A 23,279-nucleotide genomic window follows, 5' to 3' on the forward strand; every position below is an offset into this window, starting at 1 on the left:
GACGCATGCCGCACACTAAAGATGATTTTCCCGACGCGCTGTACAGTGCCGCGCAGGTTCGGGCCCTTGACGCACAGCTGATTGCGGCAGGCACGACTGGCTTCGAATTGATGCAGCGAGCCGCCCGCGCCACCTGGCGCGCCATTGTCCGGCACTGGCCAGACGCCAGCGAGCTGACCGTGCTGGCCGGGCATGGCAACAACGCCGGCGACGGTTATCTGGTGGCGACCCTGGCCCGCCGTGCCGGCTGGTCAGTGCGGGTGCTGACGGTGGGTGAGCCCCGGCGTTTGCAGGGGGATGCCGCCAATGCCCACGCCGAGGCGGTGGCGGTGGGTGTGCCGGTGGAGCCATGGTCGGACGAGTCCGACTTGCGCGGCGTGCTGCTCGACGCCTTGCTCGGCACGGGATTGAGTGGCGAAGTACGCGAGCCCTACGTTCGGGCAATCGACACCATCAATGTCAGTGGCCTGCCAGTGGCCGCGGTGGATATCCCTTCGGGGCTGTGTGCCGACACGGGACAGGTGCTGGGTACGGCAGTGACGGCCGACCTGACCGTAACCTTTATCGGCCTGAAGCTGGGCCTGTTCACAGGCGATGCGGCGGACCGGGTCGGTGAACTGATATTCAATGATCTGCATGCCGATCCCGACATCGTCGAGGCGGCGCCGGCCACGGCCCGGCTTCTGCAGCCCGCTAATCTGCCGGGTCTGACGCCGCGCGCGCGCGCATCCCACAAAGGCAAGTTCGGTCATGTTCTATTGATCGGCGGCGATCGAGGTTTTGGCGGGGCTATCCAGATGAGCGCCGAGAGTGCCCTGCGTTGCGGCGCGGGGATGGTGTCCATGGCCACTCGCAACGAGCATGTGTCCGCTGCGCTGACGCGTTTACCCGAAGTCATGGTGCAGGGCACCCACTCAGCAAACCAATTGATGGGGTTGCTTGAGCAGGTCAGTGTGTTGGTGGTGGGGCCGGGCCTCGGTCAGGCTGCGTGGGGACGTAGCTTGTTGTCGGCGGCGGCCAACGCATTGCTGCCCCAGGTGTGGGATGCCGATGCGCTGAACCTGCTGAGCAGTGGCGCGGTCAGTTTGCCCGCGCACTGTGTGATCACCCCTCATCCGGGCGAGGCGGCGCGGCTTCTGGGTATCTCCACGGCTCAGGTGCAGGCCGATCGTCCGGCGGCGGCCCACGCATTGAGCAAACAATACGCGGCCACAGTGATTCTCAAAGGCGCTGGCAGCCTGATTGCCAGTCCAGACGGTCGCCTGTCGGTTTGTAGCCAGGGCCATCCGGCCATGGCCACGGCAGGCCTCGGGGATGTACTGGCCGGGGTGGTCGGTGCGTTGCTCGCCCAAGGCATGGATGGCTTTGACGCCGCCTGCCTGGCGGTGTGGCTGCATGCCAATGCCGGTGCGCAAGCCGGTCAGTCGGGCCGGGGATTGGCGGCGACCGATCTGATCCCGGCCATTCGTCAGTTGTTGGAGGAGCATTCACCGTGTCTGAAGTAACCCTGTACGTGGCGGACGAACAAGCCATGACGCAATTGGGGGCGCGCATTGCGCGTACCACGGCAGGCCATGGTCTGATTTTTCTGGAGGGCGACCTCGGCGCGGGAAAAACCACCTTGTCCCGCGGCATTATTCGTGGCCTGGGACACGTCGGCGCAGTGAAAAGCCCTACGTTCACGTTGGTTGAACCCTACGAAATCGGCGACATTCGTGCCTTCCATTTTGACCTGTACCGACTGGTGGACCCTGAAGAGTTGGAATTCCTCGGTATCCGCGATTACTTCGAAGATGACGCCTTGTGTCTGATCGAATGGCCCCAGAAGGGTGCAGGCTTTTTGCCAAAGCCCGACCTGACCATTACCATTGGCGCGCAGAACGGCGGGCGTTCGTTGATACTGACGCCGCAAGGCTCGCGTGGCGAGTCGTGGTGTGCCGCTTTGGCACTGGAAACTAATTGATGATGGGGTTTGGTATGCGCTTTCGCGCGGTGGTTGCTGTCGTAGGAATGTTGCTTACGGCACTGGCCGTCGATGCTGTGGCACAGACGAAGGTCAGCAGCGTTCGTCTGTGGCGGGCGCCGGACAACACTCGTCTGGTGTTCGACCTGACGGGGCCGGTGCAGCACAGCGTATTCACCCTGACCGCTCCGGATCGCCTGGTGATCGACATCAATGGCGCATCCCTGGGGGCGCCGCTGACAGCCGCCACCGCCAACACGCCGATCACGGCCATTCGCTCGGCTCAGCGCACGCCGACTGACCTGCGGGTGGTCGTCGATCTGAATAAGGCGGTTACCCCGAAAAGCTTCACCCTGGCGCCCAACGCCCAGTACGGCAACCGACTGGTGGTGGACTTGTTCGACAACCCGGGCGATGCCGCGCCACCGCCTGCGCCGCCGACCAAAGTCGCCACAGTGCCGGCGGTGCCGGTCACGCCGACCGAGCCTGCTCTCAAGCTACCGCCGGCGCCTTCCGGCAAGCGCGATATCATCGTTGTGATCGATGCCGGTCACGGGGGGGAGGACCCGGGTGCCTCTGGCTCGCGAGGGCAGCGTGAAAAGGACGTGGTGTTGTCCATCGCCCGTGAGTTGCAGCGCCAGGTCAATGGTATGAAGGGCTTTCGCGCGGAACTGACCCGTACCGGAGACTATTTCATCCCCTTGCGTGGCCGTACCGAAATCGCCCGCAAGAAGGGCGCGGACCTGTTCGTCTCGATCCATGCCGACGCCGCCCCTTCAAAAGCCGCGTTCGGGGCCTCGGTGTTTGCCCTGTCTGACCGGGGGGCCACCTCCGAGACCGCCCGTTGGCTGGCTGACAGCGAAAACCGTTCCGACCTGATTGGCGGTGCCGGTAACGTCAGCCTCGATGACAAGGACCGCATGCTCGCCGGCGTGCTGCTCGATTTGTCGATGACCGCCTCGCTGACGTCCAGCCTGAACGTCGGTCAAAAAGTCTTGAGCAACATTGGGCGTGTCACGCCGCTGCACAAGCGACGCGTCGAGCAGGCCGGGTTCATGGTGCTCAAGTCGCCGGATATCCCGTCGATTCTGGTGGAAACCGGGTTCATCTCCAACGCCAACGAAGCCTCGAAGCTGACATCCTCCAGCCACCAACAGGCCCTGGCCCGTTCCATCAGCAGCGGCGTGCGACAGTTCTTCCAGCAGAACCCGCCACCGGGCACCTACATCGCCTGGCTACGAGACTCCGGCAAGATCGCCCAGGGGCCGCGAGACCATCGGGTCAATCCTGGCGAAACCCTGGCAATGATCGCGGTGCGCTATCAGGTGTCGCCCGCGTCGTTGCGCAGTGCCAATAATCTCAAGAGCGACGAGCTCAAGATCGGCCAGACCCTGACCATTCCCGGCAACGAAGTGGTGGTCAAGCAATGAGCGATGAACTGACCGGCAGCACTGCCCGCATCGAACTGCTCAGCCCCCGGCTGGCGAACCAGATCGCCGCCGGTGAGGTGGTCGAGCGTCCGGCGTCGGTGATCAAGGAGTTGCTGGAGAACAGCCTCGACTCCGGGGCCCGGCGCATCGATGTGGATGTCGAGCAGGGCGGTGTCAAGCTGCTGCGTGTGCGCGATGACGGTGGCGGCATTCCTGCCGACGACCTGCCGTTGGCCCTGGCGCGCCACGCCACCAGCAAGATCCGCGATCTGGAAGACCTCGAGCGGGTCATGAGCCTGGGGTTCCGTGGCGAGGCGCTGGCCTCCATCAGTTCGGTGTCGCGCCTGACGCTCACCTCGCGTACCCGCGAAGCCCACCAGGCCTGGCAGGTCGAGACCGAAGGCCGGGACATGGCCTCTCGCGTCCAGCCCGCGGCCCATCCGGTGGGCACCTCGGTGGAAGTGCGCGACCTGTTCTTCAATACCCCGGCCCGGCGCAAGTTTCTCAAGGCCGAGAAGACCGAATTCGATCATTTGCAGGAAGTCATCAAGCGTCTGGCGCTGGCGCGTTTTGACGTGGCGTTCCATTTGCGCCACAACGGCAAGACCATCCTCAGCCTGCACGAGGCCCATGATGATGCGGCCCGTGCTCGACGCGTCGGCGCGGTATGCGGTGCCGGGTTCCTGGAGCAGGCTCTGCCCATCGAAGTGGAGCGCAATGGCCTGCACCTGTGGGGCTGGGTCGGGCTGCCGACTTTTTCTCGCAGCCAGGCGGACTTGCAGTACTTCTACGTGAACGGGCGGGCGGTGCGCGACAAGCTGGTGGCCCACGCGGTGCGCCAGGCCTATCGCGACGTGTTGTTCAACGGTCGGCATCCAACGTTCGTGCTTTTTTTCGAAGTCGATCCCGCGGTGGTGGACGTCAACGTGCATCCCACCAAGCATGAAGTACGCTTCCGTGACGGGCGCATGGTGCACGATTTCCTTTACGGCACCTTGCACCGCGCCTTGGGTGATGTGCGCCCCGAAGATCAATTGGCGGCACCGGCGGCAGTTGCCGGCATGGTCCGGCCAACGGGGCTGGAGGCTGGCGAATTCGGGCCTCAGGGCGAAATGCGCCTGGCCGCCAACGCACTGCTGGAGCAACCCCAGCCCCAGCCGACCTACAACGCCGCCGGGACCGGCGCGGGCAGCGGTTACCAGTACCAATACACCCCGCGTGCGCAATCGAGCGTGCCCGCCGCCGAAGCTCAGGCGGCTTATCGCGAGTTCTTCAAGCCCCTGCCTGAGGCCGGTGCGGCGGCGTTGCCGGACGGCCAGGGTGACATTCCGCCACTGGGTTATGCCCTGGCGCAGCTCAAAGGCATCTATATCCTCGCGGAAAATGCCCAGGGCCTGGTCCTGGTAGACATGCATGCCGCCCACGAGCGGATCATGTACGAGCGGCTGAAGATCGCCATGGCCAGCGAAGGCCTTAGCGGGCAACCGCTATTGGTGCCTGAATCCCTGGCGGTCAGTCAGCGTGAGGCCGATTGCGCCGAGGAGCATGTGAGCTGGTTCCAGCGCCTGGGCTTTGAGCTGCAGCGCCTGGGCCCGGAAACCCTGGCGATCCGGCAGATCCCGGCGTTGTTGAAACAGGCCGAGGCCAACCGACTGGTCAGCGACGTGCTGGCGGACCTGATGGAGTACGGCACCAGCGACCGGATCCAGGCGCACCTGAACGAACTGCTCGGCACCATGGCCTGCCACGGCGCAATCCGCGCCAACCGGCGTCTGGCCTTGCCGGAAATGAACGGCCTGCTGCGGGATATGGAAAACACCGAGCGCAGCGGCCAATGCAACCATGGCCGGCCGACCTGGACCCAACTGGGCCTGGACGACCTGGACAAACTGTTCCTGCGCGGTCGTTGATGAGCCAGTTACCACCTGCGATCTTTCTGATGGGGCCGACCGCAGCCGGCAAGACCGACCTGGCCATTGAGTTGACCAAAGTGCTGCCCTGCGAGCTGATCAGCGTCGATTCGGCCTTGGTCTACCGGGGCATGGACATCGGCACGGCCAAGCCGTCAAAAGAGCTGCTGGCCGAGTTCCCGCACCGACTGATCGACATCCTGGATCCGGCCGAAGCTTACTCGGCAGCGGATTTTCGTCGCGATGCCCTTCAGGCCATGGCCGACATCACCGCCAGAGGCAAGATTCCGCTGCTGGTGGGCGGCACGATGCTGTACTACAAGGCTCTGGTCGAGGGGCTGGCGGACATGCCGGCTGCCGATCCCAACGTGCGCGCGCAGATCGAAGAAGAGGCTGCACGCCTTGGCTGGCAAGCCCTGCATGAGCAACTGGCGGTCATCGACCCGGAGTCGGCGGCCCGCATTCACCCCAACGACCCGCAACGGCTCAGCCGGGCGCTGGAGGTCTATCGGGTCAGCGGGCAGAGCATGACGGCCCTGCGACAGCGACAATCTGCGCAAAGTACTGAAGCAGCCGCTTCGGGAATGCAACAATTGCCCTATACTGTCGCCAATCTGGCCATCGCTCCGGCGAACCGGCAAGTGCTGCATCGGCGAATTGAACAAAGATTCACATTAATGTTGGAACAGGGATTCATAGACGAGGTCGTAGCCCTGCGTGAGCGAAGTGACCTGCATGCCGGGTTGCCGTCTATACGTGCGGTGGGTTATCGACAGGTCTGGGACTATCTGGACGGCAAGCTGACGTCAGCCGAGATGCAGGAGCGTGGAATCATTGCCACGCGCCAATTGGCGAAACGCCAGTTCACCTGGCTGCGGAGCTGGACTGACTTGCATTGGCTTGACAGTCTTGATTGCGACAATCTGCCGCGCGCCTTGAAATACCTTGGGACCATCTCCATATTGAGCTGAGTCCTTGCAATTGCCGTCTATCCTTGGGGGTGTGACGGCCCAAGCCATCTGATTCCGATTTTAATTATTGATCCTTAAAGGAGTGCGGCACATGTCAAAAGGGCATTCGCTACAAGACCCTTACTTGAACACTTTACGTAAAGAGAAAGTTGGGGTGTCCATCTATCTGGTCAACGGGATCAAACTGCAAGGCCATATCGAGTCTTTCGACCAGTTCGTCATCCTGTTGAAAAACACCGTCAGCCAGATGGTCTACAAGCACGCGATCTCGACAGTAGTGCCTGTGCGTGCGATTCGTCTGCCTAGCGCAACCGAATCCGAAGCCGGTGACGCTGAACCGGGTAACGCTTGATAGGAGTCTCCTTTGTTCTTTGAGCGCCACGGTGGGGGTGAGCGGGCCATTCTCGTTCACTTGGATGGACAAGACCCTGAGGCGCGCGAAGATCCGCAGGAGTTTCAGGAATTGGCACTTTCGGCCGGCGCCGAGACCGTCGCGTTTTTTAACGTGCCGCGTCATCGGCCAACCGCCAAATACCTGATAGGTAGCGGCAAGGTCGAGGAATTGCGCGACCTGGTCAAAACCGAGCAGGTCGACCTGGTGATTTTCAATCACATCCTCACGCCCAGTCAGGAACGTAACCTCGAGCGTGTGTTCGAGTGTCGCGTGATCGACCGGACGGGGTTGATTCTCGATATCTTCGCCCAACGCGCCCGTACCCATGAAGGCAAGCTCCAGGTCGAACTGGCCCAGCTTGAGCACATGAGTACGCGACTGGTTCGTGGCTGGACCCACCTTGAGCGGCAGAAGGGGGGTATCGGTCTGCGCGGTCCGGGTGAGACCCAGCTGGAAACCGACCGGCGCCTGCTGCGGGTTCGCCTGCGCCAGATCAAGGGGCGTCTGGAAAAGGTCCGCAGCCAGCGCGAGCAATCCCGGCGTGGCCGCAAGCGTGCTGATATCCCGACGGTTTCATTGGTGGGTTACACCAACGCCGGCAAATCGACGCTGTTCAATAACGTGACCCAGTCCGATGTCTACGCCGCCGACCAGTTGTTCGCCACGCTCGATCCGACCCTGCGCCGGCTCGATCTGGACGACCTCGGGCCGATTGTGCTGGCCGACACCGTGGGCTTCATTCGGCACCTGCCGCATAAGCTGGTCGAGGCTTTCCGGGCTACGCTCGAAGAGTCGAGCAACTCCGACCTGCTGCTGCACGTGATCGATGCCGCCGAGCCGGACCGGATGCTGCAGATCGAGCAGGTCATGGTGGTGCTGGGCGAGATCGGAGCCCAGGACTTGCCGATCCTCGAGGTATACAACAAACTCGATTTGCTCGAAGGCGTGGAGCCGCAGATCCAGCGTGATGCCGATGGCAAACCGCAGCGGGTCTGGTTATCGGCCCGCGACGGCTCCGGCCTCGACCTGCTCAAGCAGGCCGTGGCGGAGCTGCTGGGCAACGACTTGTTTGTTGGCACGCTGAAGTTGCCGCAACGTTTCGCTCGGCTGCGGGCCCAGTTCTTTGAGCTCGGAGCGGTGCAGAAAGAAGAACACGACGAAGAAGGCGTCTGCCTGCTGGCGGTTCGCCTGCCTCGGGCGGAGCTCAATCGACTGGTCAGTCGCGAAGGGCTGCAGCCGATGGAATTCATCGAGCAACACACTTTGCAATAAAAGCCTGAGAAAGCTGTGTCAGGCATTCTGTAGCATTGGTCGGCGCGCCGTGGGTGCGTCTTTGCTTTATCAGATGGAGAGCGCTATGGCTTGGAATGAGCCGGGTGGCAACTCGAATAATCAGGATCCCTGGGGTGGAAAACGTCGTAACAACGGCGACCGCAAGGGGCCGCCGGATCTCGACGAGGCCTTCCGAAAGCTGCAGGAAAGCCTGAACGGTTTGTTCGGTGGTGGTAAGAAACGCGGTGACGATGGTGGTGGCCGTTCGGGCAAGGGTGGCGGTTATGGCCTGCTCGGCATTGGTCTCGTCGTGCTCGCGGCTGTCTGGCTGTACAGCGCGGTATATGTCGTGGACGAGCAGGAGCAGGCCGTGGTGCTGCGCTTTGGCAAGTACTACGAGACTGTCGGTCCGGGTCTGAACATCTATTTCCCGCCGATCGACAAGAAGTTCATGGAAAACGTCACGCGTGAGCGTGCCTATACCAAGCAGGGCCAGATGCTCACCGAAGACGAGAACATCGTCGAAGTGCCGCTGACCGTGCAATACAAGATTTCCAATCTGCAAGACTTCGTACTGAACGTCGACCAACCGGAAATCAGCCTGCAGCACGCCACTGAAAGTGCCTTGCGTCATGTGGTGGGCTCTACCGCCATGGACCAGGTGCTGACTGAAGGTCGTGAGTTGATGGCCAGCGAAATCAAGGAGCGCCTGCAAAGGTTCCTCGATACCTATCGCACCGGTATCACCGTTACCCAGGTCAACGTTCAGAGCGCAGCGGCACCGCGTGAAGTCCAGGAAGCCTTCGATGACGTGATCCGTGCCCGTGAAGACGAGCAGCGTTCGCGCAACCAGGCCGAGACCTACGCCAACGGCGTCGTGCCGGAAGCCCGTGGTCAGGCCCAGCGCATCATTGAAGATGCCAACGGTTACCGCGACGAAGTGGTCTCCCGCGCCAAGGGTGAGGCGGATCGCTTCACCAAACTGGTGAGCGAGTATCGCAAGGCGCCTGAAGTCACCCGCGAGCGTCTGTACCTGGACACCATGCAGGAAGTCTTCAGCAACACCAGCAAGGTCCTCGTGACCGGCAACAAGAACGGCCAGAGCAATCTGCTGTACTTGCCGCTGGACAAGATGGTCGAAGGCGGTCGTAAAACCGGCACGCCACCGTCCAGCACGGCAGCGGCCAGCAATGAAGCCAATGCCCGCGCGGCGGCGGAGCAGCAGCAACAGCAAGCACGTACCAGGGAGAGTCGCTGATGAGCAATAAATCGCTGATCGCCCTTATTGTCGGTGTCGTCGTGGCGATCGCTGCCTGGAACTGCTTCTACATCGTGGCTCAGACCGAGCGTGCGGTGTTGCTGCAATTCGGTCGCGTGGTCCAGGCGGATGTCCAGCCGGGCCTGCATGTGAAAGTGCCGTACGTCAACAAGGTGCGTAAGTTCGATGCCCGCCTGATGACACTGGATGCACCGACACAACGCTTCCTGACGCTGGAAAAGAAAGCCGTGATGGTGGACGCCTACGCCAAGTGGCGCGTGAAAGATGCCGAGCGCTTCTACACCGCGACTTCCGGTCTCAAGCAGATTGCCGACGAGCGTCTGTCCCGTCGTCTTGAGTCGGGCCTGCGTGACCAGTTCGGTAAGCGTACGCTGCATGAAGTCGTGTCTGGTGAGCGTGATGCGCTCATGGCCGACATCACTCGTTCGCTGAACGCGATGGCGGAAAAAGAGCTGGGTATCGAAGTTGTCGATGTCCGGGTCAAGGCCATCGACCTGCCCAAGGAAGTGAACCGCAGTGTGTTCGAGCGGATGAGCACCGAGCGTGAGCGTGAAGCTCGCGAGCACCGCGCCAAGGGTAACGAGCTGGCTGAAGGCATCCGTGCCGACGCCGATCGTCAGCGTCGCGTATTGCTGGCCGAAGCCTACCGTGAATCGGAAGAGCTGCGCGGTGACGGTGATGCCCAGGCCGCTGCGATCTACGCCAAGGCCTATGGTCAGGATCAGGAGTTCTACGCGTTCTACCGTAGCCTGCGTGCCTACCGTGAAAGCTTTGCGGACAAATCCGACGTCCTGGTCCTTGACCCAAGCAGCGACTTCTTCCAGTACCTGGAAAAGTCCAAGCCTTGATGCGACGTTGACCTGAAGCACTCCGCCCGGCGGCTAAAGCGTCGGGCGGGGTGATCCTTTGGGAAAACGTGTGTATGATGCGGCAGCCGGGAAATTCCCGGCTTTTTTGCGTCTGCACGTTCGATTGCGGTTTTTGTTGCAGGCGTCGGGTTGAACGGCTCGACAGGTTTTTCGAGGAAAGTGCTTGGCGAGGCCGACTACAGGCCATTCGTCACGTTGCTCATGCGCGGGGTTTGCGCATGGGGCGGGCATTTTCTGCTTCACTCAAGGCTTGCCCGAGGGCTGGCCGCCCGGACCATAGGGGAATGGCGTAATGGCAACGGTAGACCGCTGGCTGCTGCCAGATGGCATCGAAGAAGTACTGCCACCGGAAGCTGCGCGTATTGAAGTAGCGCGTCGGCAGGTGTTGGATCTGTTCCAGAGCTGGGGTTACGAATTCGTCGTTACCCCGCATATCGAGTACCTGGAATCCCTGCTGACCGGCGCGGGCCAGGACCTGGATCTGCGCACCTTCAAGGTTATCGACCCGCAGTCGGGCCGGCAGATGGGCTTTCGTGCCGACATCACGCCGCAAGTGGCGCGTATCGACGCCCACACCCTGCGTCGTGAAGGTCCGAGCCGTCTGTGCTATGCCGGCAGTGTGCTGCACGCCCAGCCGCGCGCCCTGTCGTCTTCGCGCAGTCCGATCCAGCTGGGTGCCGAGTTGTATGGCGATGCGAGCCCGAGCAGCGACGTGGAAGTCATCAGCCTGATGCTTGCCATGCTGCAACTGGCCGACGTACCGGATGTCCACATGGACCTGGGCCACGTCGGCATCTATCGTGGCCTGGCGCGTGCGGCCGGTTTGTCCGGCGAAGTGGAGCAGCAGTTGTTCGATGCCTTGCAGCGCAAGGCCATCGATGAAGTGATCAGTCTGACCGAAGGCCTGCCGGCCGATCTGTCCGGCATGTTGCGGGCGCTGGTGGATCTGTGCGGAGGTCGCGAAGTGCTGGCCGCTGCCCGCGAGCGGCTGGCCCATGCGCCGGCACCGGTGCTCGCGGCACTGGACGATTTGCTGGCGATTGCCGAGCGGCTGTCGGTGCGTTTCCCCGAGTTGCCGCTGTACTTCGACCTGGGTGAACTGCGCGGTTATCACTACCACACCGGTGTGGTGTTCGCGGTGTTCGTGCCGGGGGTTGGCCAGTCCATCGCTCAGGGCGGTCGATACGATGATATTGGCGCCGACTTCGGTCGTGCCCGTCCGGCGACCGGCTTCTCTACCGATTTGAAAACCCTGGTGACCCTGGGGCGTGCTGAAGTCGAGCTACCGTCTGGCGGTATCTGGATGCCTGACAGTACGGATGCAGCACTCTGGCAGACGGTCTGCCAGTTGCGCAGTGAGGGTCAGCGTGTCGTCCAGGCCTTGCCTGGGCAGCCTTTGGCCGCCGCCCGTGAAGCGGACTGCGACCGGCAATTGATTCAGCAGAACGGGCTTTGGCAAGTATTGCCGCTGGCTTCTTGAGTTTTCCTGCCGGCCGCGGCCGGCACCAAGTTTGCGCGAATGAGGACAAGTGTTATGGGTAAGAATGTCGTAGTCCTGGGCACCCAGTGGGGTGATGAGGGCAAAGGCAAGATCGTTGATCTGCTGACCGAACATGCTGCCGCCGTAGTGCGCTACCAGGGTGGCCACAACGCAGGTCACACCTTGGTGATCGACGGTGAGAAAACCGTACTGCACCTGATTCCGTCGGGCGTGTTGCGCGAAGGCGTGCAGTGCCTGATCGGCAACGGGGTGGTGGTTGCCCCTGACGCCTTGTTGCGGGAAATCATCAAGCTGGAAGAGAAAGGCGTACCGGTGCGCGAGCGCCTGCGTATCAGCCCGTCCTGCCCGCTGATCCTGTCCTATCACGTTGCGTTGGACCAGGCCCGCGAAAAGGCCCGTGGCGAGCTGAAGATCGGCACCACCGGTCGCGGCATCGGCCCGGCCTACGAAGACAAGGTGGCCCGTCGTGGCCTGCGCATCGGTGACCTGTTTCACCGTGAGCGCTTCGCCGCCAAGCTGGGCGAGTTGCTGGACTACCACAACTTCGTTCTGGTCAATTACTACAAAGAGCCGGCCATCGACTTCCAGAAGACCCTGGATGAGTGCATGGAGTACGCCGAGCTGCTCAAGCCGATGATGCTCGACGTCACTGCCGAGCTGCACGAGCTGCGTCGCGCGGGCAAGGACATCATGTTCGAAGGCGCCCAAGGGTCGCTGCTGGACATCGACCACGGTACCTATCCGTACGTCACCAGTTCCAACACCACGGCTGGCGGCATCGCCACGGGTTCGGGTTTCGGCCCGATGTATCTGGATTACATCCTCGGTATTACCAAGGCATACACCACTCGCGTCGGTTCGGGTCCGTTCCCGACCGAGCTGTTCGATGATGTTGGTGCGTTCCTGGCCAAGCGTGGTCATGAGTTCGGCGCCACCACTGGCCGTGCCCGTCGTTGCGGCTGGTTCGATGCCGTCATCCTGCGTCGCGCCATCGACGTCAACAGTATCTCGGGCCTGTGCCTGACCAAGCTGGACGTACTGGACGGCCTGGAAACCATCAACATCTGCGTGGGCTACAAGAATCAGGACGGCGCGGTCATCGACGCACCGACTGACGCTGACAGCTACATCGGTCTGGAGCCGGTATACGAGCAGATGCCAGGCTGGACTGAGTCGACCGTGGGTGCCAAGACCCTGGAAGAGCTGCCAGTAGCGGCTCGCAATTACATCAAGCGCGTCGAAGAGTTGGTCGGTGCACCGATCGACATTATTTCGACGGGGCCGGACCGCAACGAAACCATCGTTCTGCGTCACCCGTTTGCCTAATAAGTCGTTGATGTAAAACACAAAGGACCCTCGTTTGGGTCCTTTGTCGTTTCTGCCTGCCAGACGGCACGACACTTGCTATACACCATGAATAATAAGTGCTTCTTGTGAAGTGCCATCAAATTAATGGCGTTAGTAGAGGGATTCCCTGTGTCGGCCGTTCTCTCATTGTTACAAAGCCGCCTGTTGCGGCCTGTGTTCGTTACTCTTGGTGTCGCCCTTTTGGTGCAGGTGCTGGTCGCTGTCGCGCTGACGCGAAGCACGGTCACTGCGCTGGAGGCTGATCTGGAGGCGCGGCTCGGCGGCGACAGCCAGAAGTTGTCTGGCGAGCTGGAGCAGGCCGGGCGTGAAGTGACGTCGAGCCTGGACAGCTTGTCTGCCAGCACTCGTCAGCGCCTCACCGCCGGTTTATCTGCGCGGCTGAAGGATGAGCAGGCACAGTTGCGGGCGACGCTGGAAAAATCGCTCAAGGACTCTGCCAATGATATGGCGCAACTCCTGGCTTCGGTTGCGCCCCGCGCCATGTGGGACAGCGACGTGCCTGCGCTCTCCGAGTTTGCCCGTCGGGCCCAGCGCAATCCCAACGTACTCTTCGTCATTTATGACGACGCCACCGGCCAGCACCTGACTCGCTACCTGAATCGGGAGAACCCGATCAACAAGGCTTTGTTGGAGAAAGGCCAGGGCGACCGGGCGCTGGACAAGGTGTTGGACGCGGCGAAGAACGACCCTTCGGTGTATTACCTTGAGGCCTCGATCAACCCCAACGGCGTAGAGATCGGCAAGGTGTTGATGGGCGTTTCCACGGCCTCCGTTGAAGCTGACCTGGAGGCGTTGGACCGGCGCTTCTCGGCCTTGATCGCCAGTGGTGACCAGTTGGTGGGTGATAGCCTCAAGGGGGCGGCAGCCGATAGCGCCACGGCAATGCGCGGGCGCCTGGAGTCGGCTCAGTCCACCGCGACGCAAATGCAGGCCAACACCGCCACCACCGTACAGGACGCTGCGGGCACTTTGCGCTGGCGGATCGGCCTGGGTCTAGCGCTGGTGGGGTTTGGCGTGCTGGTGCTGCTGGCGGTGGTGTTGGGGCGGCGAGTGGTCAATCGTTTGAAACTGTTGATTGCCGCGATGAACGATCTGGCGGCGGGTGAGGGCGACCTGACCAAGCGCGTGCAAATCAGCAGCAAGGACGAAATCGGCGAGATGGCCTCGGCGGTCAATCGTTTTGTGGATAAGTTGCAGCCCATCGTGCGAGAGGCGGGGGATGTGGCCCAGCGCACCGGTGTGGAAATCGGTGCAATGACCTTGCGTAACTCCGGTGCCGATGCGGCGGCCGGAATGCAGCGTGATGAAGTGGCCGAGAGCTTGCGGGCGCTGTCGCAGATGGCCGATGAAGCGCAATCGGAAAGCCAGGCGATGCAGGCTGCCTTGCAGCAGGTGGTGGAGATTCGCAAGGCTACCGACGAAAACACCCGAACCTCGGCCAAGGTCGGTGGTTTGATCGAAGCGCTGGCAGGGCAGGTCGATACGGGGGCAAAAGTCATCGAGCGGCTGGCGCAACAGAGCGAGCAGATCGAAGTGGTGCTCACGGTCATTCACGGCATTGCCGAGCAAACCAACCTGCTGGCTTTGAACGCGGCCATCGAAGCGGCGCGGGCCGGGGAAACCGGGCGTGGGTTCGCAGTGGTTGCCGACGAGGTGCGGGCGCTGGCAAGCAAGACCCAGAGTTCGACCGGCGACATCCAGGCGCATATCGTCGCGCTGCAGCAGGGCGCTCGCGAGGCGGTGGCTGCCATCGGCCAGGCCGGGCGTCAGGCCAGTGAGGGGTTGTTGGTGTTGCGTGACAGCGCGCGCTTACAGCAGTCGGTACAGACCTCTGTAGAGCAGGTGCATGCGGCCATCGGTCTGGCCACGCAAGCGGCGGCTCACCAGGCGCAAGGTGCGCAAGCGGTGCGTGGGCGGGTGGAAACCATTCACGCCCAGGCCGAGAAAGCGGCTCAGGCTGTGGTCGAGACCACGGCCAGTGGCAAGGTATTGGATAGTCTGGCGGCGCAGTTGAAGGCGAGCCTGGGACAGTTCCGGGCTTGATGGGCTGGCCTCATCGCGAGCAGGCTCGCTCCCACATTGATCCACTGTGAACAGAGTATCTGTGAGCGCTGGAGATCCCATGTGGGAGCGAGCCTGCTCGCGATAGCGGTTTCAGTGGCTCAGAGGCATCTTGTCGTCAGCCAATAAATCGCCAACCCCAGAAACGCAAAAACCCGCTTTCGCGGGTTTCTGTGAGTTCAAGGCCGTAACCTTGAAGCTTGAATTGGTGCCCAGAAGAAGACTCGAACTTCCACGACCTTGCGGTCACCAGCACCTGAAGCTGGCGTGTCTACCAATTTCACCATCTGGGCAGCATCTTCAGCGTTGCCGCTGTCGATGTGGCGCACTATACGGAGCGAGTTTTGATCTGTAAACCCCTGTTTTTGTTTTAGTAATTACCAGTCGGATTCCAGGGGCCGAAAATGCAAAAACCCGCTTTCGCGGGTTTTTGGGGAGCTGGCAGATCATTGATCTGTCGCTCGAAATTGGTGCCCAGAAGAAGACTCGAACTTCCACGACCTTGCGGTCACCAGCACCTGAAGCTGGCGTGTCTACCAATTTCACCATCTGGGCAGTATCGGCAACGTGTGTGCGTCGTCGATGGCGCGCACTATACGGAGCGTGTTTTTAACTGTAAACCCCTCACGAGAAAAAAACCGCTAAATTTCACGAGCGGTGCATTTCCGGGCTTCAAGAGGGGTCAAAAGGCTTCAGAAAAAGGCATTGGATGCTTGAAATTTCCCGTTTCATTACGCCTATGCCAAACTAACCCGCATATAGACAAGGTGAAAACTCTCTAATGGCCGATTGGCAGTCCCTCGATCCCGAGGCCGCTCGTGAAGCGGAAAAATACGAAAACCCTATTCCTAGCCGCGAACTGATCCTGGCGCATCTCGCCGATCGGGGTTCGCCTGCTAGCCGCGAGCAACTGGTCGAAGAGTTCGGTCTGACCACCGAAGACCAGCTCGAAGCCCTGCGCCGCCGTCTGCGCGCCATGGAGCGCGATGCGCAGTTGATCTACACCCGGCGCGGCACCTATGCGCCCGTGGACAAGCTTGACCTGATCCTGGGCCGCATCGCCGGTCACCGTGACGGTTTCGGCTTCCTGATCCCGGACGACGGCAGCGACGACCTGTTCATGAGCCCGGCGCAGATGCGTCTGGTGTTCGACGGTGACCGGGCTTTGGCCCGGGTTTCCGGCCTGGACCGCCGCGGCCGCCGTGAAGGCGTGATCGTTGAAGTAGTGTCCCGTGCCCACGAAAGCATCGTCGGCCGTTACTTTGAAGAAGGTGGCATCGGCTTTGTCGTCGCCGACAACCCGAAGATCCAGCAGGAAGTGCTGGTCACCCCGGGCCGCAATGCCAACGCCAAGGTCGGTCAGTTCGTCGAGGTGAAAATCACCCACTGGCCAACCCCGCGCTTCCAGCCCCAGGGCGATGTGGTGGAAGTGGTCGGCAACTACATGGCCCCAGGCATGGAAATCGATGTTGCCTTGCGCACCTACGACATTCCCCACGTCTGGCCCGAAGCGGTCCTGAAAGAAGCCGCCAAGCTCAAGCCGGAAGTCGAAGAGAAAGACAAAGAGAAGCGCATCGACCTGCGTCACCTGCCATTCGTCACCATTGATGGCGAAGACGCCCGGGACTTCGACGACGCGGTCTACTGCGAAGCCAAGCCTGGCAAGCTGCGCCTGTTCTCCGGCGGCTGGAAGTTGTACGTGGCGATTGCCGATGTTTCCAGCTACGTGAAACTCGGTTCGGCGCTGGACGCCGAAGCCCAGGTACGCGGCAACTCGGTGTACTTCCCCGAGCGCGTCGTACCGATGCTGCCAGAGCAACTGTCCAACGGTTTGTGCTCGCTCAATCCTCACGTCGATCGCCTGGCCATGGTTTGCGAGATGACCATCTCCAAATCCGGCGAGATGACCGACTACTGCTTCTACGAGGCGGTGATCCATTCCCACGCCCGCCTGACCTACAACAAGGTCAGCGCGATGCTGGAAACCCCGAAACTTGCCGAATCGCGCAAGCTTCGTGGCGAATACACCGATGTCGTGCCGCATCTCAAAGAGCTGTACTCGCTCTACAAAGTGCTGCTGGCGGCCCGTCACGTGCGTGGAGCGATCGATTTCGAAACTCAGGAAACCCGGATCATCTTCGGCTCCGAGCGCAAGATCGCCGAGATTCGTCCGACGGTGCGCAACGATGCCCACAAGCTGATCGAGGAATGCATGCTGGCCGCCAACGTCGCCACTGCTGAGTTCCTGAAGAAGCACGAGATTCCTGCGCTGTACCGGGTCCACGATGGCCCGCCGCCGGAGCGCCTGGAAAAACTGCGGGCCTTCCTCGGTGAGCTCGGCCTGTCCTTGCACAAAGGCAAGGACGGTCCGTCGCCCAAGGATTACCAGGCCCTGCTGGCCAGTATCAAGGATCGTCCGGATTTCCACCTGATCCAGACCGTGATGCTGCGCTCGTTGAGCCAGGCGGTATACAGCGCCGATAACCAGGGCCACTTCGGCCTGAATTACGAAGCTTATACCCACTTTACGTCGCCGATCCGTCGTTACCCTGACTTGCTCACGCATCGGGCGATCCGCAGCGTGATCCACTCGAAGATGGACACCCCGCATGTCAAACGTGCCGGTGCGATGACCATTCCCAAGGCGCGCATCTACCCCTACGACGAGGCGGCCCTGGAGCAACTCGGCGAGCAATGCTCGATGAGCGAGCGCCGTGCCGATGAAGCGACTCGCGACGTAGTGAACTGGCTCAAGTGCGAGTTCATGAAGGATCGCGTGGGTGAGTCCTTCCCGGGCGTGATCACTGCCGTGACCGGTTTTGGCCTGTTCGTCGAACTGACCGACATCTACGTCGAAGGCCTGGTGCACGTCACCGCGCTGCCGGGCGATTACTACCACTTCGACCCCGTGCATCACCGCTTGGCGGGTGAGCGCACCGGTCGCAGCTTCCGTCTTGGCGATACGGTCGAAGTGCGGGTCATGCGCGTTGATCTCGACGAGCGCAAGATCGACTTCGAGATGGCGGAAAAAACCATCAGCGCGCCGATTGGCCGCAAGAAGCGCGGCACTGAAACTTCTGCGCCTGCGGCCAAGACCGCCGCCGAGCCTGCTGCGGCCAAGTCCGGGCGTCGCGGCCCGGCCAAGGAAAAGGCCGTCGAAGCCTATCGCCCAAGCGATGCGGCGGCAAAAAACGCCGAGCTGCGCAAAAGTCGTGAGATGAAACAGGCGTTGCTCGCCGAAGCCAAGAGCGGCGGTAAAGCGGCGTCTGGGGGAAAGACCGGACGGTCGGCGCCGGACAAGGCGACCGGCAAGCCGAGCAAACACCGTAAAGGCCCGCCGAAAGCGGGCTCGGCCCCAGCCAAGAGCGGCGGGGCGCGTAAACCCAAGGCCAAGTCATGAGTCAGTTGGAAAAAATCTACGGTGTGCATGCCGTGGAAGCGTTGCTGCGTCACCATCCCAAGCGGGTCAAGCAGATCTGGCTGGCGGAAGGCCGCAGTGATCCGCGGGTCCAGACCCTGATCGAGCTGGCTGGCGAGAATCGCGTAGCGGTCGGCCAGGCCGAACGGCGGGAAATGGACGCCTGGGTCGAAGGTGTGCACCAGGGGGTGGTGGCTGAGGTCAGCCCGAGCCAGGTCTGGGGCGAGGCGATGCTCGACGAGTTGCTCGATCGCACCGAAGGCGCGCCATTGTTGCTGGTACTGGATGGCGTGACCGATCCTCACAACCTTGGCGCTTGCCTGCGCTCGGCCGATGCGGCGGGTGCATTGGCGGTGATCGTACCTAAAGACAAGTCGGCGACGTTGACGCCGGTGGTGCGTAAAGTCGCCTGTGGCGCGGCGGAAGTTATCCCGTTGGTGGCCGTGACCAATCTGGCGCGTACCCTGGAGAAACTCCAGCAGCGTGGCCTGTGGGTGGTCGGCACGGCGGGCGAGGCCGAGGTCAGCATTTATGACCAGGACCTGACGGGCCCGACGATCCTGATCATGGGGGCCGAAGGCAAGGGCATGCGGCGCCTGACCCGCGAGCATTGCGACTACCTGGTCAAGCTGCCGATGGCCGGCAGTGTCAGCAGCCTCAACGTTTCGGTCGCGACCGGCGTGTGCCTGTTCGAGGCTCAGCGCCAGCGTAGCGTCAAGGTTGCTGCGGCCGCCAAGAAATCCTGATCCAGTTGTATTCCTGTGGGAGCGAGCCTGCTCGCGATAGCGGAGTGCCGTTCAACGCAAATGTTGAATGGAGCGCCCTCATCGCGAGCAGGCTCGCTCCCACAATGGTTTGTGTGGGTAAACATTGGGGTTGTTCAAATAATCACCAATCACCTTGCGCCGCCCTCGGCCCTTCTCTACAATTGCGCCCCTTGCTGTGATGGCAGGCACTTATGTGTCTAGCGTCCACAAGTCCATAAGTGTCATTCACTCCTTGTCTGACCGTTTTTGAGCGGCAGGCTACAACCCGTAAGGAGCATTCATGCGTCATTACGAAATCATCTTTTTGGTCCACCCGGATCAAAGCGAGCAAGTCGGCGGCATGGTTGAGCGTTACACCAAGCTGATCGAAGAAGACGGCGGCAAAATCCACCGTCTGGAAGATTGGGGCCGTCGTCAACTGGCCTATGCAATCAACAATGTTCACAAGGCTCACTACGTGATGCTGAACGTTGAATGCACCGGCAAGGCCCTGGCCGAGCTGGAAGACAACTTCCGCTACAACGATGCAGTGATCCGTAACCTGGTCATCCGTCGCGAAGAAGCCGTCACCGGCCAATCCGAGATGCTCAAGGCTGAAGAAAACCGCAGTGAGCGCCGTGAGCGTCGCGACCGTCCTGAGCACTCTGACAGCGCCGATGGCGATGACAGCGATAGCGACAGCGACAACAGCGATAACGCTGACGAGTAATCCACGGACCTTTTAAGGAGCCAATCACATGGCACGTTTCTTCCGTCGTCGTAAATTCTGCCGCTTCACCGCTGAAGACGTGAAAGAGATCGATTACAAAGATCTCAACACTCTGAAAGCCTACGTATCCGAGACCGGCAAAATCGTTCCAAGCCGTATCACCGGTACCAAAGCTCGTTATCAGCGTCAGCTGGCCACCGCTATCAAGCGCGCCCGCTTCCTGGCCCTGCTGGCCTACACCGACAGCCACGGCCGCTGAGACCGGGCAGTCGACACGTAGCAAAGGATTGAATGCATGCGCGCCTTAGCTGAGTTCATCATGCGCGGTCGTATGCAGGCCACTCTGGTAGTGGCTGGATGCGCGGCATTGCCGTTGTTGTATTGGTTGGGTGCTGCCGCGGTGAGTCTTGTACTCCTGCGGCGCGGATTGAAGGACGCCCTTGGCGTTCTTGCTCTGGGACTGCTGCCGGCTTTGCTCTGGTGGTTGTATTCCGCTGACCCGCGGGCACTGATGGTGCTGCTGGGGTCTTCGGCGCTGGCGTTGGTGTTGCGCGCAAGCGAATCCTGGAACCGCGTGCTGCTGGTCAGCATAGCGATGGGAGTGGTGTTTTCAGTGGTGCTCGGGGTGGCTTTCGCGCCCCAGATCGAGATGCTGTCGCAGGCTTTGATAAAAATCCTGCCCGAGGCCCTCGGTGATCTCTACCAGCAGATGTCGGTAGAGGAGCAAGCGCGTTTCGCGTCCCTGATCGCACCGGTCCTGACCGGCCTGATTGCGGCCTTGTTACAAATCGTCAGTGTGCTGAGCCTGATTATCGGGCGCTACTGGCAGGCGTTGTTGTACAACCCGGGTGGTTTTGGTCGCGAATTTCGCGCCATCCGTTTCCCGCTTGGGCTGGCGATGTTGCTGCTGGCGGGCATGCTTCTGGGGCCGAACTTCGGTCCGCAGATGGCCATGCTCACGCCGTTGTGCAGTGTACCGCTGGTATTTGCCGCTCTGGCCCTGATTCACGGGCTGGTGGCGCAAAAGCGACTGGCCAGGTTCTGGCTGGTGGGGTTGTACGTCACGTTGTTGCTGTTCATGCAGCTGATCTATCCGTTGCTGGTGGTCCTGGCCATCGTCGACAGCCTGATTGATTTTCGCGGTCGTATGGCGCCGAAAGACGCCGACAACGCGAACGGTGAAGGTTAAAAGTTAGAGGATTTTCACATGCAACTGATCCTTCTGGAAAAAGTCACCAACCTGGGCAACCTGGGTGACAAAGTAAACGTTAAGGCCGGTTACGGTCGTAACTACCTGCTGCCTTACGGCAAAGCCACCGCTGCGACCGCTGCCAACCTGGCCGCGTTCGAAGAGCGTCGCGCTGAGCTGGAAAAAGCCGCAGCAGACCGTAAGACCTCGGCTGAAAGCCGTGCTGCCCAACTGGCCGAGCTGGAAGTGACCATCACTGCCACCGCTGGCGACGAAGGCAAGCTGTTCGGTTCGATCGGTACTCACGACATCGCTGACGCACTGACCGCCTCTGGCGTTGAAGTGTCGAAGAGCGAAGTTCGTCTGCCGAACGGCACCATCCGCAACGTAGGCGAATTCGACGTAGCCGTGCACCTGCACGCCGAAGTTGAAGCCACCGTACGCGTTGTCGTGGTAGCAGCTTAAGCAATACCTGTCGGCTGGCACCCTCGGGTACTAGTCGGTAACATCGGGCACGATCCTGTTTACAGGTCGTGCCCTTTGTCTTTCTGCAATTGCTGATTTTCAAAACCCCCTGCGTTTCCAAAAGAATCAAGTGGCCATGAACGAAATCACCGCTCCCGAGCAATACGATCTGCAAACCGCAGCCCTGAAGGTGCCTCCGCACTCCATCGAGGCCGAACAGGCCGTGCTCGGTGGTCTGATGCTGGACAACAACGCCTGGGAACGCGTGCTCGATCAAGTATCCGACGGCGATTTCTACCGACATGACCACCGCCTGATTTTCCGTGCCATCGCAAGATTGGCCGATCAGAACATGCCGATCGACGTGGTGACCCTGGCCGAGCAATTGGACAAGGAAGGCCAGACGTCTCAGGTTGGCGGCCTCGGTTACCTGGGTGAGTTGGCAAAAAACACGCCGTCTGTCGCCAACATCAAGGCCTATGCCCAGATCGTGCGCGAACGGGCGACCTTGCGCCAATTGATCGGTATCAGCACCGAAATCGCGGACAGCGCCTTCAACCCGGAAGGCCGAACCGCTGCCGAGATCCTCGATGAAGCGGAACGGCAAATCTTCCAGATCGCCGAGGCCCGGCCAAAAACCGGTGGCCCGGTGAGCGTCAACGATCTGCTGACCAAGGCCATCGACCGCATCGACACCCTGTTCAACACCGACAACGCCATCACCGGCCTGTCCACCGGCTACACCGACCTCGATGAGAAGACCAGCGGCCTGCAGCCATCGGACCTGATCATCGTCGCCGGCCGTCCGTCCATGGGTAAAACCACCTTTGCGATGAACCTGGTGGAAAACGCCGTGCTGCGCAGCGACAAGGCCGTACTGGTGTACTCCCTGGAGATGCCAGGTGAATCGCTGATCATGCGTATGCTCTCGTCCCTGGGACGTATCGACCAGACCAAGGTCCGTTCCGGCCAACTGGAAGATGACGACTGGCCGCGCCTGACTTCGGCGGTCAACCTGCTCAACGACCGCAAGCTGTTCATCGACGATACTGCCGGTATCAGCCCTTCGGAAATGCGCGCCCGGACCCGTCGCCTGGTGCGTGAGCACGGTGATATCGCGCTGATCATGATCGACTACCTGCAGTTGATGCAGATTCCGGGCTCCAGTGGCGACAACCGGACCAACGAGATTTCCGAAATCTCCCGTTCCCTCAAGGCCCTGGCCAAGGAATTCAACTGCCCGGTGGTGGCGCTCTCTCAGTTGAACCGTTCCCTGGAACAGCGCCCCAACAAACGCCCGGTGAACTCCGACTTGCGTGAATCCGGAGCGATCGAGCAGGACGCCGACGTGATCATGTTCGTCTACCGTGACGAGGTGTACCACCCGGAGACGGAGCACAAGGGCATCGCCGAAATCATCATCGGCAAGCAGCGTAACGGCCCGATCGGCTTCATTCGCCTGGCCTTTATCGGTAAATACACCCGATTCGAGAACCTGGCGCCGGGTAGCTACAATTTTGATGACGACGAGTAAGTTCGTCGTCGCCTGAACTGGCCCCATCGTCGGAACGCCGCCCGGAGCAGGCTCGTTCCCACAGTTGACCGAGTTCCTTCAAAGGGAATGCGATTCAATGTGGGAGCGAGCCTGCTCGCGATGAGGGCGTCACCATTTCCGACCATAGCCGTCGGAATTGGTTAATTTTTGTGCTATAT

Annotated in this window: 19 protein-coding genes and 2 tRNA genes; 19 read left to right on the forward strand and 2 right to left on the reverse strand. The window is 61.1% G+C overall.

Annotated features, from left to right (window positions below; translation table 11 throughout):
• The first annotated feature begins 5 nt into the window (after nt 1-5).
• From AC3I65_RS02130 to AC3I65_RS02185, 12 genes are all read left to right on the forward strand, one after another.
• Nucleotides 6-1,505 (forward strand): NAD(P)H-hydrate dehydratase, encoded by a 1,500-nt coding sequence (locus AC3I65_RS02130; protein WP_488523428.1) that lies wholly within the window; start codon nt 6-8, stop codon nt 1,503-1,505.
• Entirely contained in the window at nt 1,493-1,963 is a 471-nt protein-coding gene (gene tsaE / locus AC3I65_RS02135; protein ID WP_047227306.1) for a tRNA (adenosine(37)-N6)-threonylcarbamoyltransferase complex ATPase subunit type 1 TsaE, read from the forward strand. Before AC3I65_RS02130 ends, tsaE begins: the two co-directional genes overlap by 13 nt.
• Nucleotides 1,963-3,393: an N-acetylmuramoyl-L-alanine amidase gene (locus AC3I65_RS02140; protein WP_047227307.1), complete on the forward strand. Its 1,431-nt coding sequence runs from the start codon at nt 1,963-1,965 to the stop codon at nt 3,391-3,393. Before tsaE ends, AC3I65_RS02140 begins: the two co-directional genes overlap by 1 nt.
• Nucleotides 3,390-5,303, forward strand: coding sequence for a DNA mismatch repair endonuclease MutL (mutL, locus tag AC3I65_RS02145; protein WP_488523429.1), 1,914 nt, complete (start codon nt 3,390-3,392; stop codon nt 5,301-5,303). The genes AC3I65_RS02140 and mutL overlap by 4 nt, the downstream gene beginning before the upstream one ends.
• A complete protein-coding gene (gene miaA / locus AC3I65_RS02150; RefSeq protein ID WP_160893734.1) occupies nt 5,303-6,274 on the forward strand; it encodes a tRNA (adenosine(37)-N6)-dimethylallyltransferase MiaA in 972 nt (323 codons plus the stop codon). Before mutL ends, miaA begins: the two co-directional genes overlap by 1 nt.
• Before the next feature lie 91 nt (nt 6,275-6,365).
• Entirely contained in the window at nt 6,366-6,626 is a 261-nt protein-coding gene (gene hfq / locus AC3I65_RS02155) for an RNA chaperone Hfq (RefSeq protein ID WP_047227310.1), read from the forward strand.
• Between the two features lie 12 nt (nt 6,627-6,638).
• Nucleotides 6,639-7,940, forward strand: a complete 1,302-nt coding sequence (hflX, locus tag AC3I65_RS02160; RefSeq protein ID WP_160893732.1) for a ribosome rescue GTPase HflX — start codon at nt 6,639-6,641, stop codon at nt 7,938-7,940.
• Between the two features lie 85 nt (nt 7,941-8,025).
• Nucleotides 8,026-9,198, forward strand: coding sequence for an FtsH protease activity modulator HflK (gene hflK, locus AC3I65_RS02165; protein WP_047227312.1), 1,173 nt, complete (start codon nt 8,026-8,028; stop codon nt 9,196-9,198).
• Nucleotides 9,198-10,067, forward strand: a complete 870-nt coding sequence (gene hflC, locus AC3I65_RS02170) for a protease modulator HflC (RefSeq protein ID WP_047227313.1) — start codon at nt 9,198-9,200, stop codon at nt 10,065-10,067. Before hflK ends, hflC begins: the two co-directional genes overlap by 1 nt.
• 313 nt (nt 10,068-10,380) lie before the next feature.
• Entirely contained in the window at nt 10,381-11,568 is a 1,188-nt protein-coding gene (locus AC3I65_RS02175) for an ATP phosphoribosyltransferase regulatory subunit (protein WP_047227314.1), read from the forward strand.
• Nucleotides 11,569-11,622: 54 nt separating this feature from the next.
• The gene (locus AC3I65_RS02180) at nt 11,623-12,915 is read left to right on the forward strand and encodes an adenylosuccinate synthase (protein WP_003186407.1); all 1,293 of its coding nucleotides are present in this window, start codon (nt 11,623-11,625) and stop codon (nt 12,913-12,915) included.
• Between the two features lie 150 nt (nt 12,916-13,065).
• Nucleotides 13,066-15,000: a methyl-accepting chemotaxis protein gene (locus tag AC3I65_RS02185; RefSeq protein ID WP_488523430.1), complete on the forward strand. Its 1,935-nt coding sequence runs from the start codon at nt 13,066-13,068 to the stop codon at nt 14,998-15,000.
• A 224-nt stretch (nt 15,001-15,224) separates the two neighbouring features.
• On the opposite strand, the gene AC3I65_RS02190 is transcribed toward AC3I65_RS02185, so the two are convergent.
• Nucleotides 15,225-15,311 (reverse strand) — tRNA-Leu (locus AC3I65_RS02190).
• 175 nt (nt 15,312-15,486) lie between these two features.
• A tRNA-Leu gene (locus AC3I65_RS02195) sits at nt 15,487-15,573 on the reverse strand.
• A 226-nt stretch (nt 15,574-15,799) separates the two neighbouring features.
• Here AC3I65_RS02195 and rnr point away from each other — a divergent pair.
• The 7 genes from rnr (at nt 15,800) to dnaB (ending at nt 23,100) form a co-directional block, all read left to right on the forward strand.
• Nucleotides 15,800-18,418 carry a ribonuclease R gene (gene rnr, locus AC3I65_RS02200; RefSeq protein ID WP_047227316.1) on the forward strand — a complete coding sequence of 873 codons (2,619 nt, stop codon included), beginning with the start codon at nt 15,800-15,802 and terminating at the stop codon, nt 18,416-18,418.
• Nucleotides 18,415-19,182 (forward strand): 23S rRNA (guanosine(2251)-2'-O)-methyltransferase RlmB, encoded by a 768-nt coding sequence (rlmB, locus tag AC3I65_RS02205; protein ID WP_107321462.1) that lies wholly within the window; start codon nt 18,415-18,417, stop codon nt 19,180-19,182. The genes rnr and rlmB overlap by 4 nt, the downstream gene beginning before the upstream one ends.
• 301 nt (nt 19,183-19,483) lie before the next feature.
• Nucleotides 19,484-19,912 (forward strand): 30S ribosomal protein S6, encoded by a 429-nt coding sequence (gene rpsF / locus AC3I65_RS02210; RefSeq protein ID WP_003186395.1) that lies wholly within the window; start codon nt 19,484-19,486, stop codon nt 19,910-19,912.
• 28 nt (nt 19,913-19,940) lie between these two features.
• Entirely contained in the window at nt 19,941-20,171 is a 231-nt protein-coding gene (gene rpsR, locus AC3I65_RS02215; RefSeq protein ID WP_002551829.1) for a 30S ribosomal protein S18, read from the forward strand.
• A 36-nt stretch (nt 20,172-20,207) separates the two neighbouring features.
• On the forward strand, nt 20,208-21,101 hold the full coding sequence (locus tag AC3I65_RS02220) for a YybS family protein (protein WP_047227318.1): 894 nt from the start codon (nt 20,208-20,210) through the stop codon (nt 21,099-21,101).
• An 18-nt stretch (nt 21,102-21,119) separates the two neighbouring features.
• A complete protein-coding gene (rplI, locus tag AC3I65_RS02225) occupies nt 21,120-21,566 on the forward strand; it encodes a 50S ribosomal protein L9 (RefSeq protein WP_047227319.1) in 447 nt (148 codons plus the stop codon).
• A gap of 136 nt (nt 21,567-21,702) precedes the next feature.
• Nucleotides 21,703-23,100 carry a replicative DNA helicase gene (gene dnaB, locus AC3I65_RS02230; RefSeq protein WP_027911801.1) on the forward strand — a complete coding sequence of 466 codons (1,398 nt, stop codon included), beginning with the start codon at nt 21,703-21,705 and terminating at the stop codon, nt 23,098-23,100.
• Nucleotides 23,101-23,279: the final 179 nt, after the last annotated feature.

It is taken from the genome of Pseudomonas sp. N-1-13 (assembly GCF_057787095.1).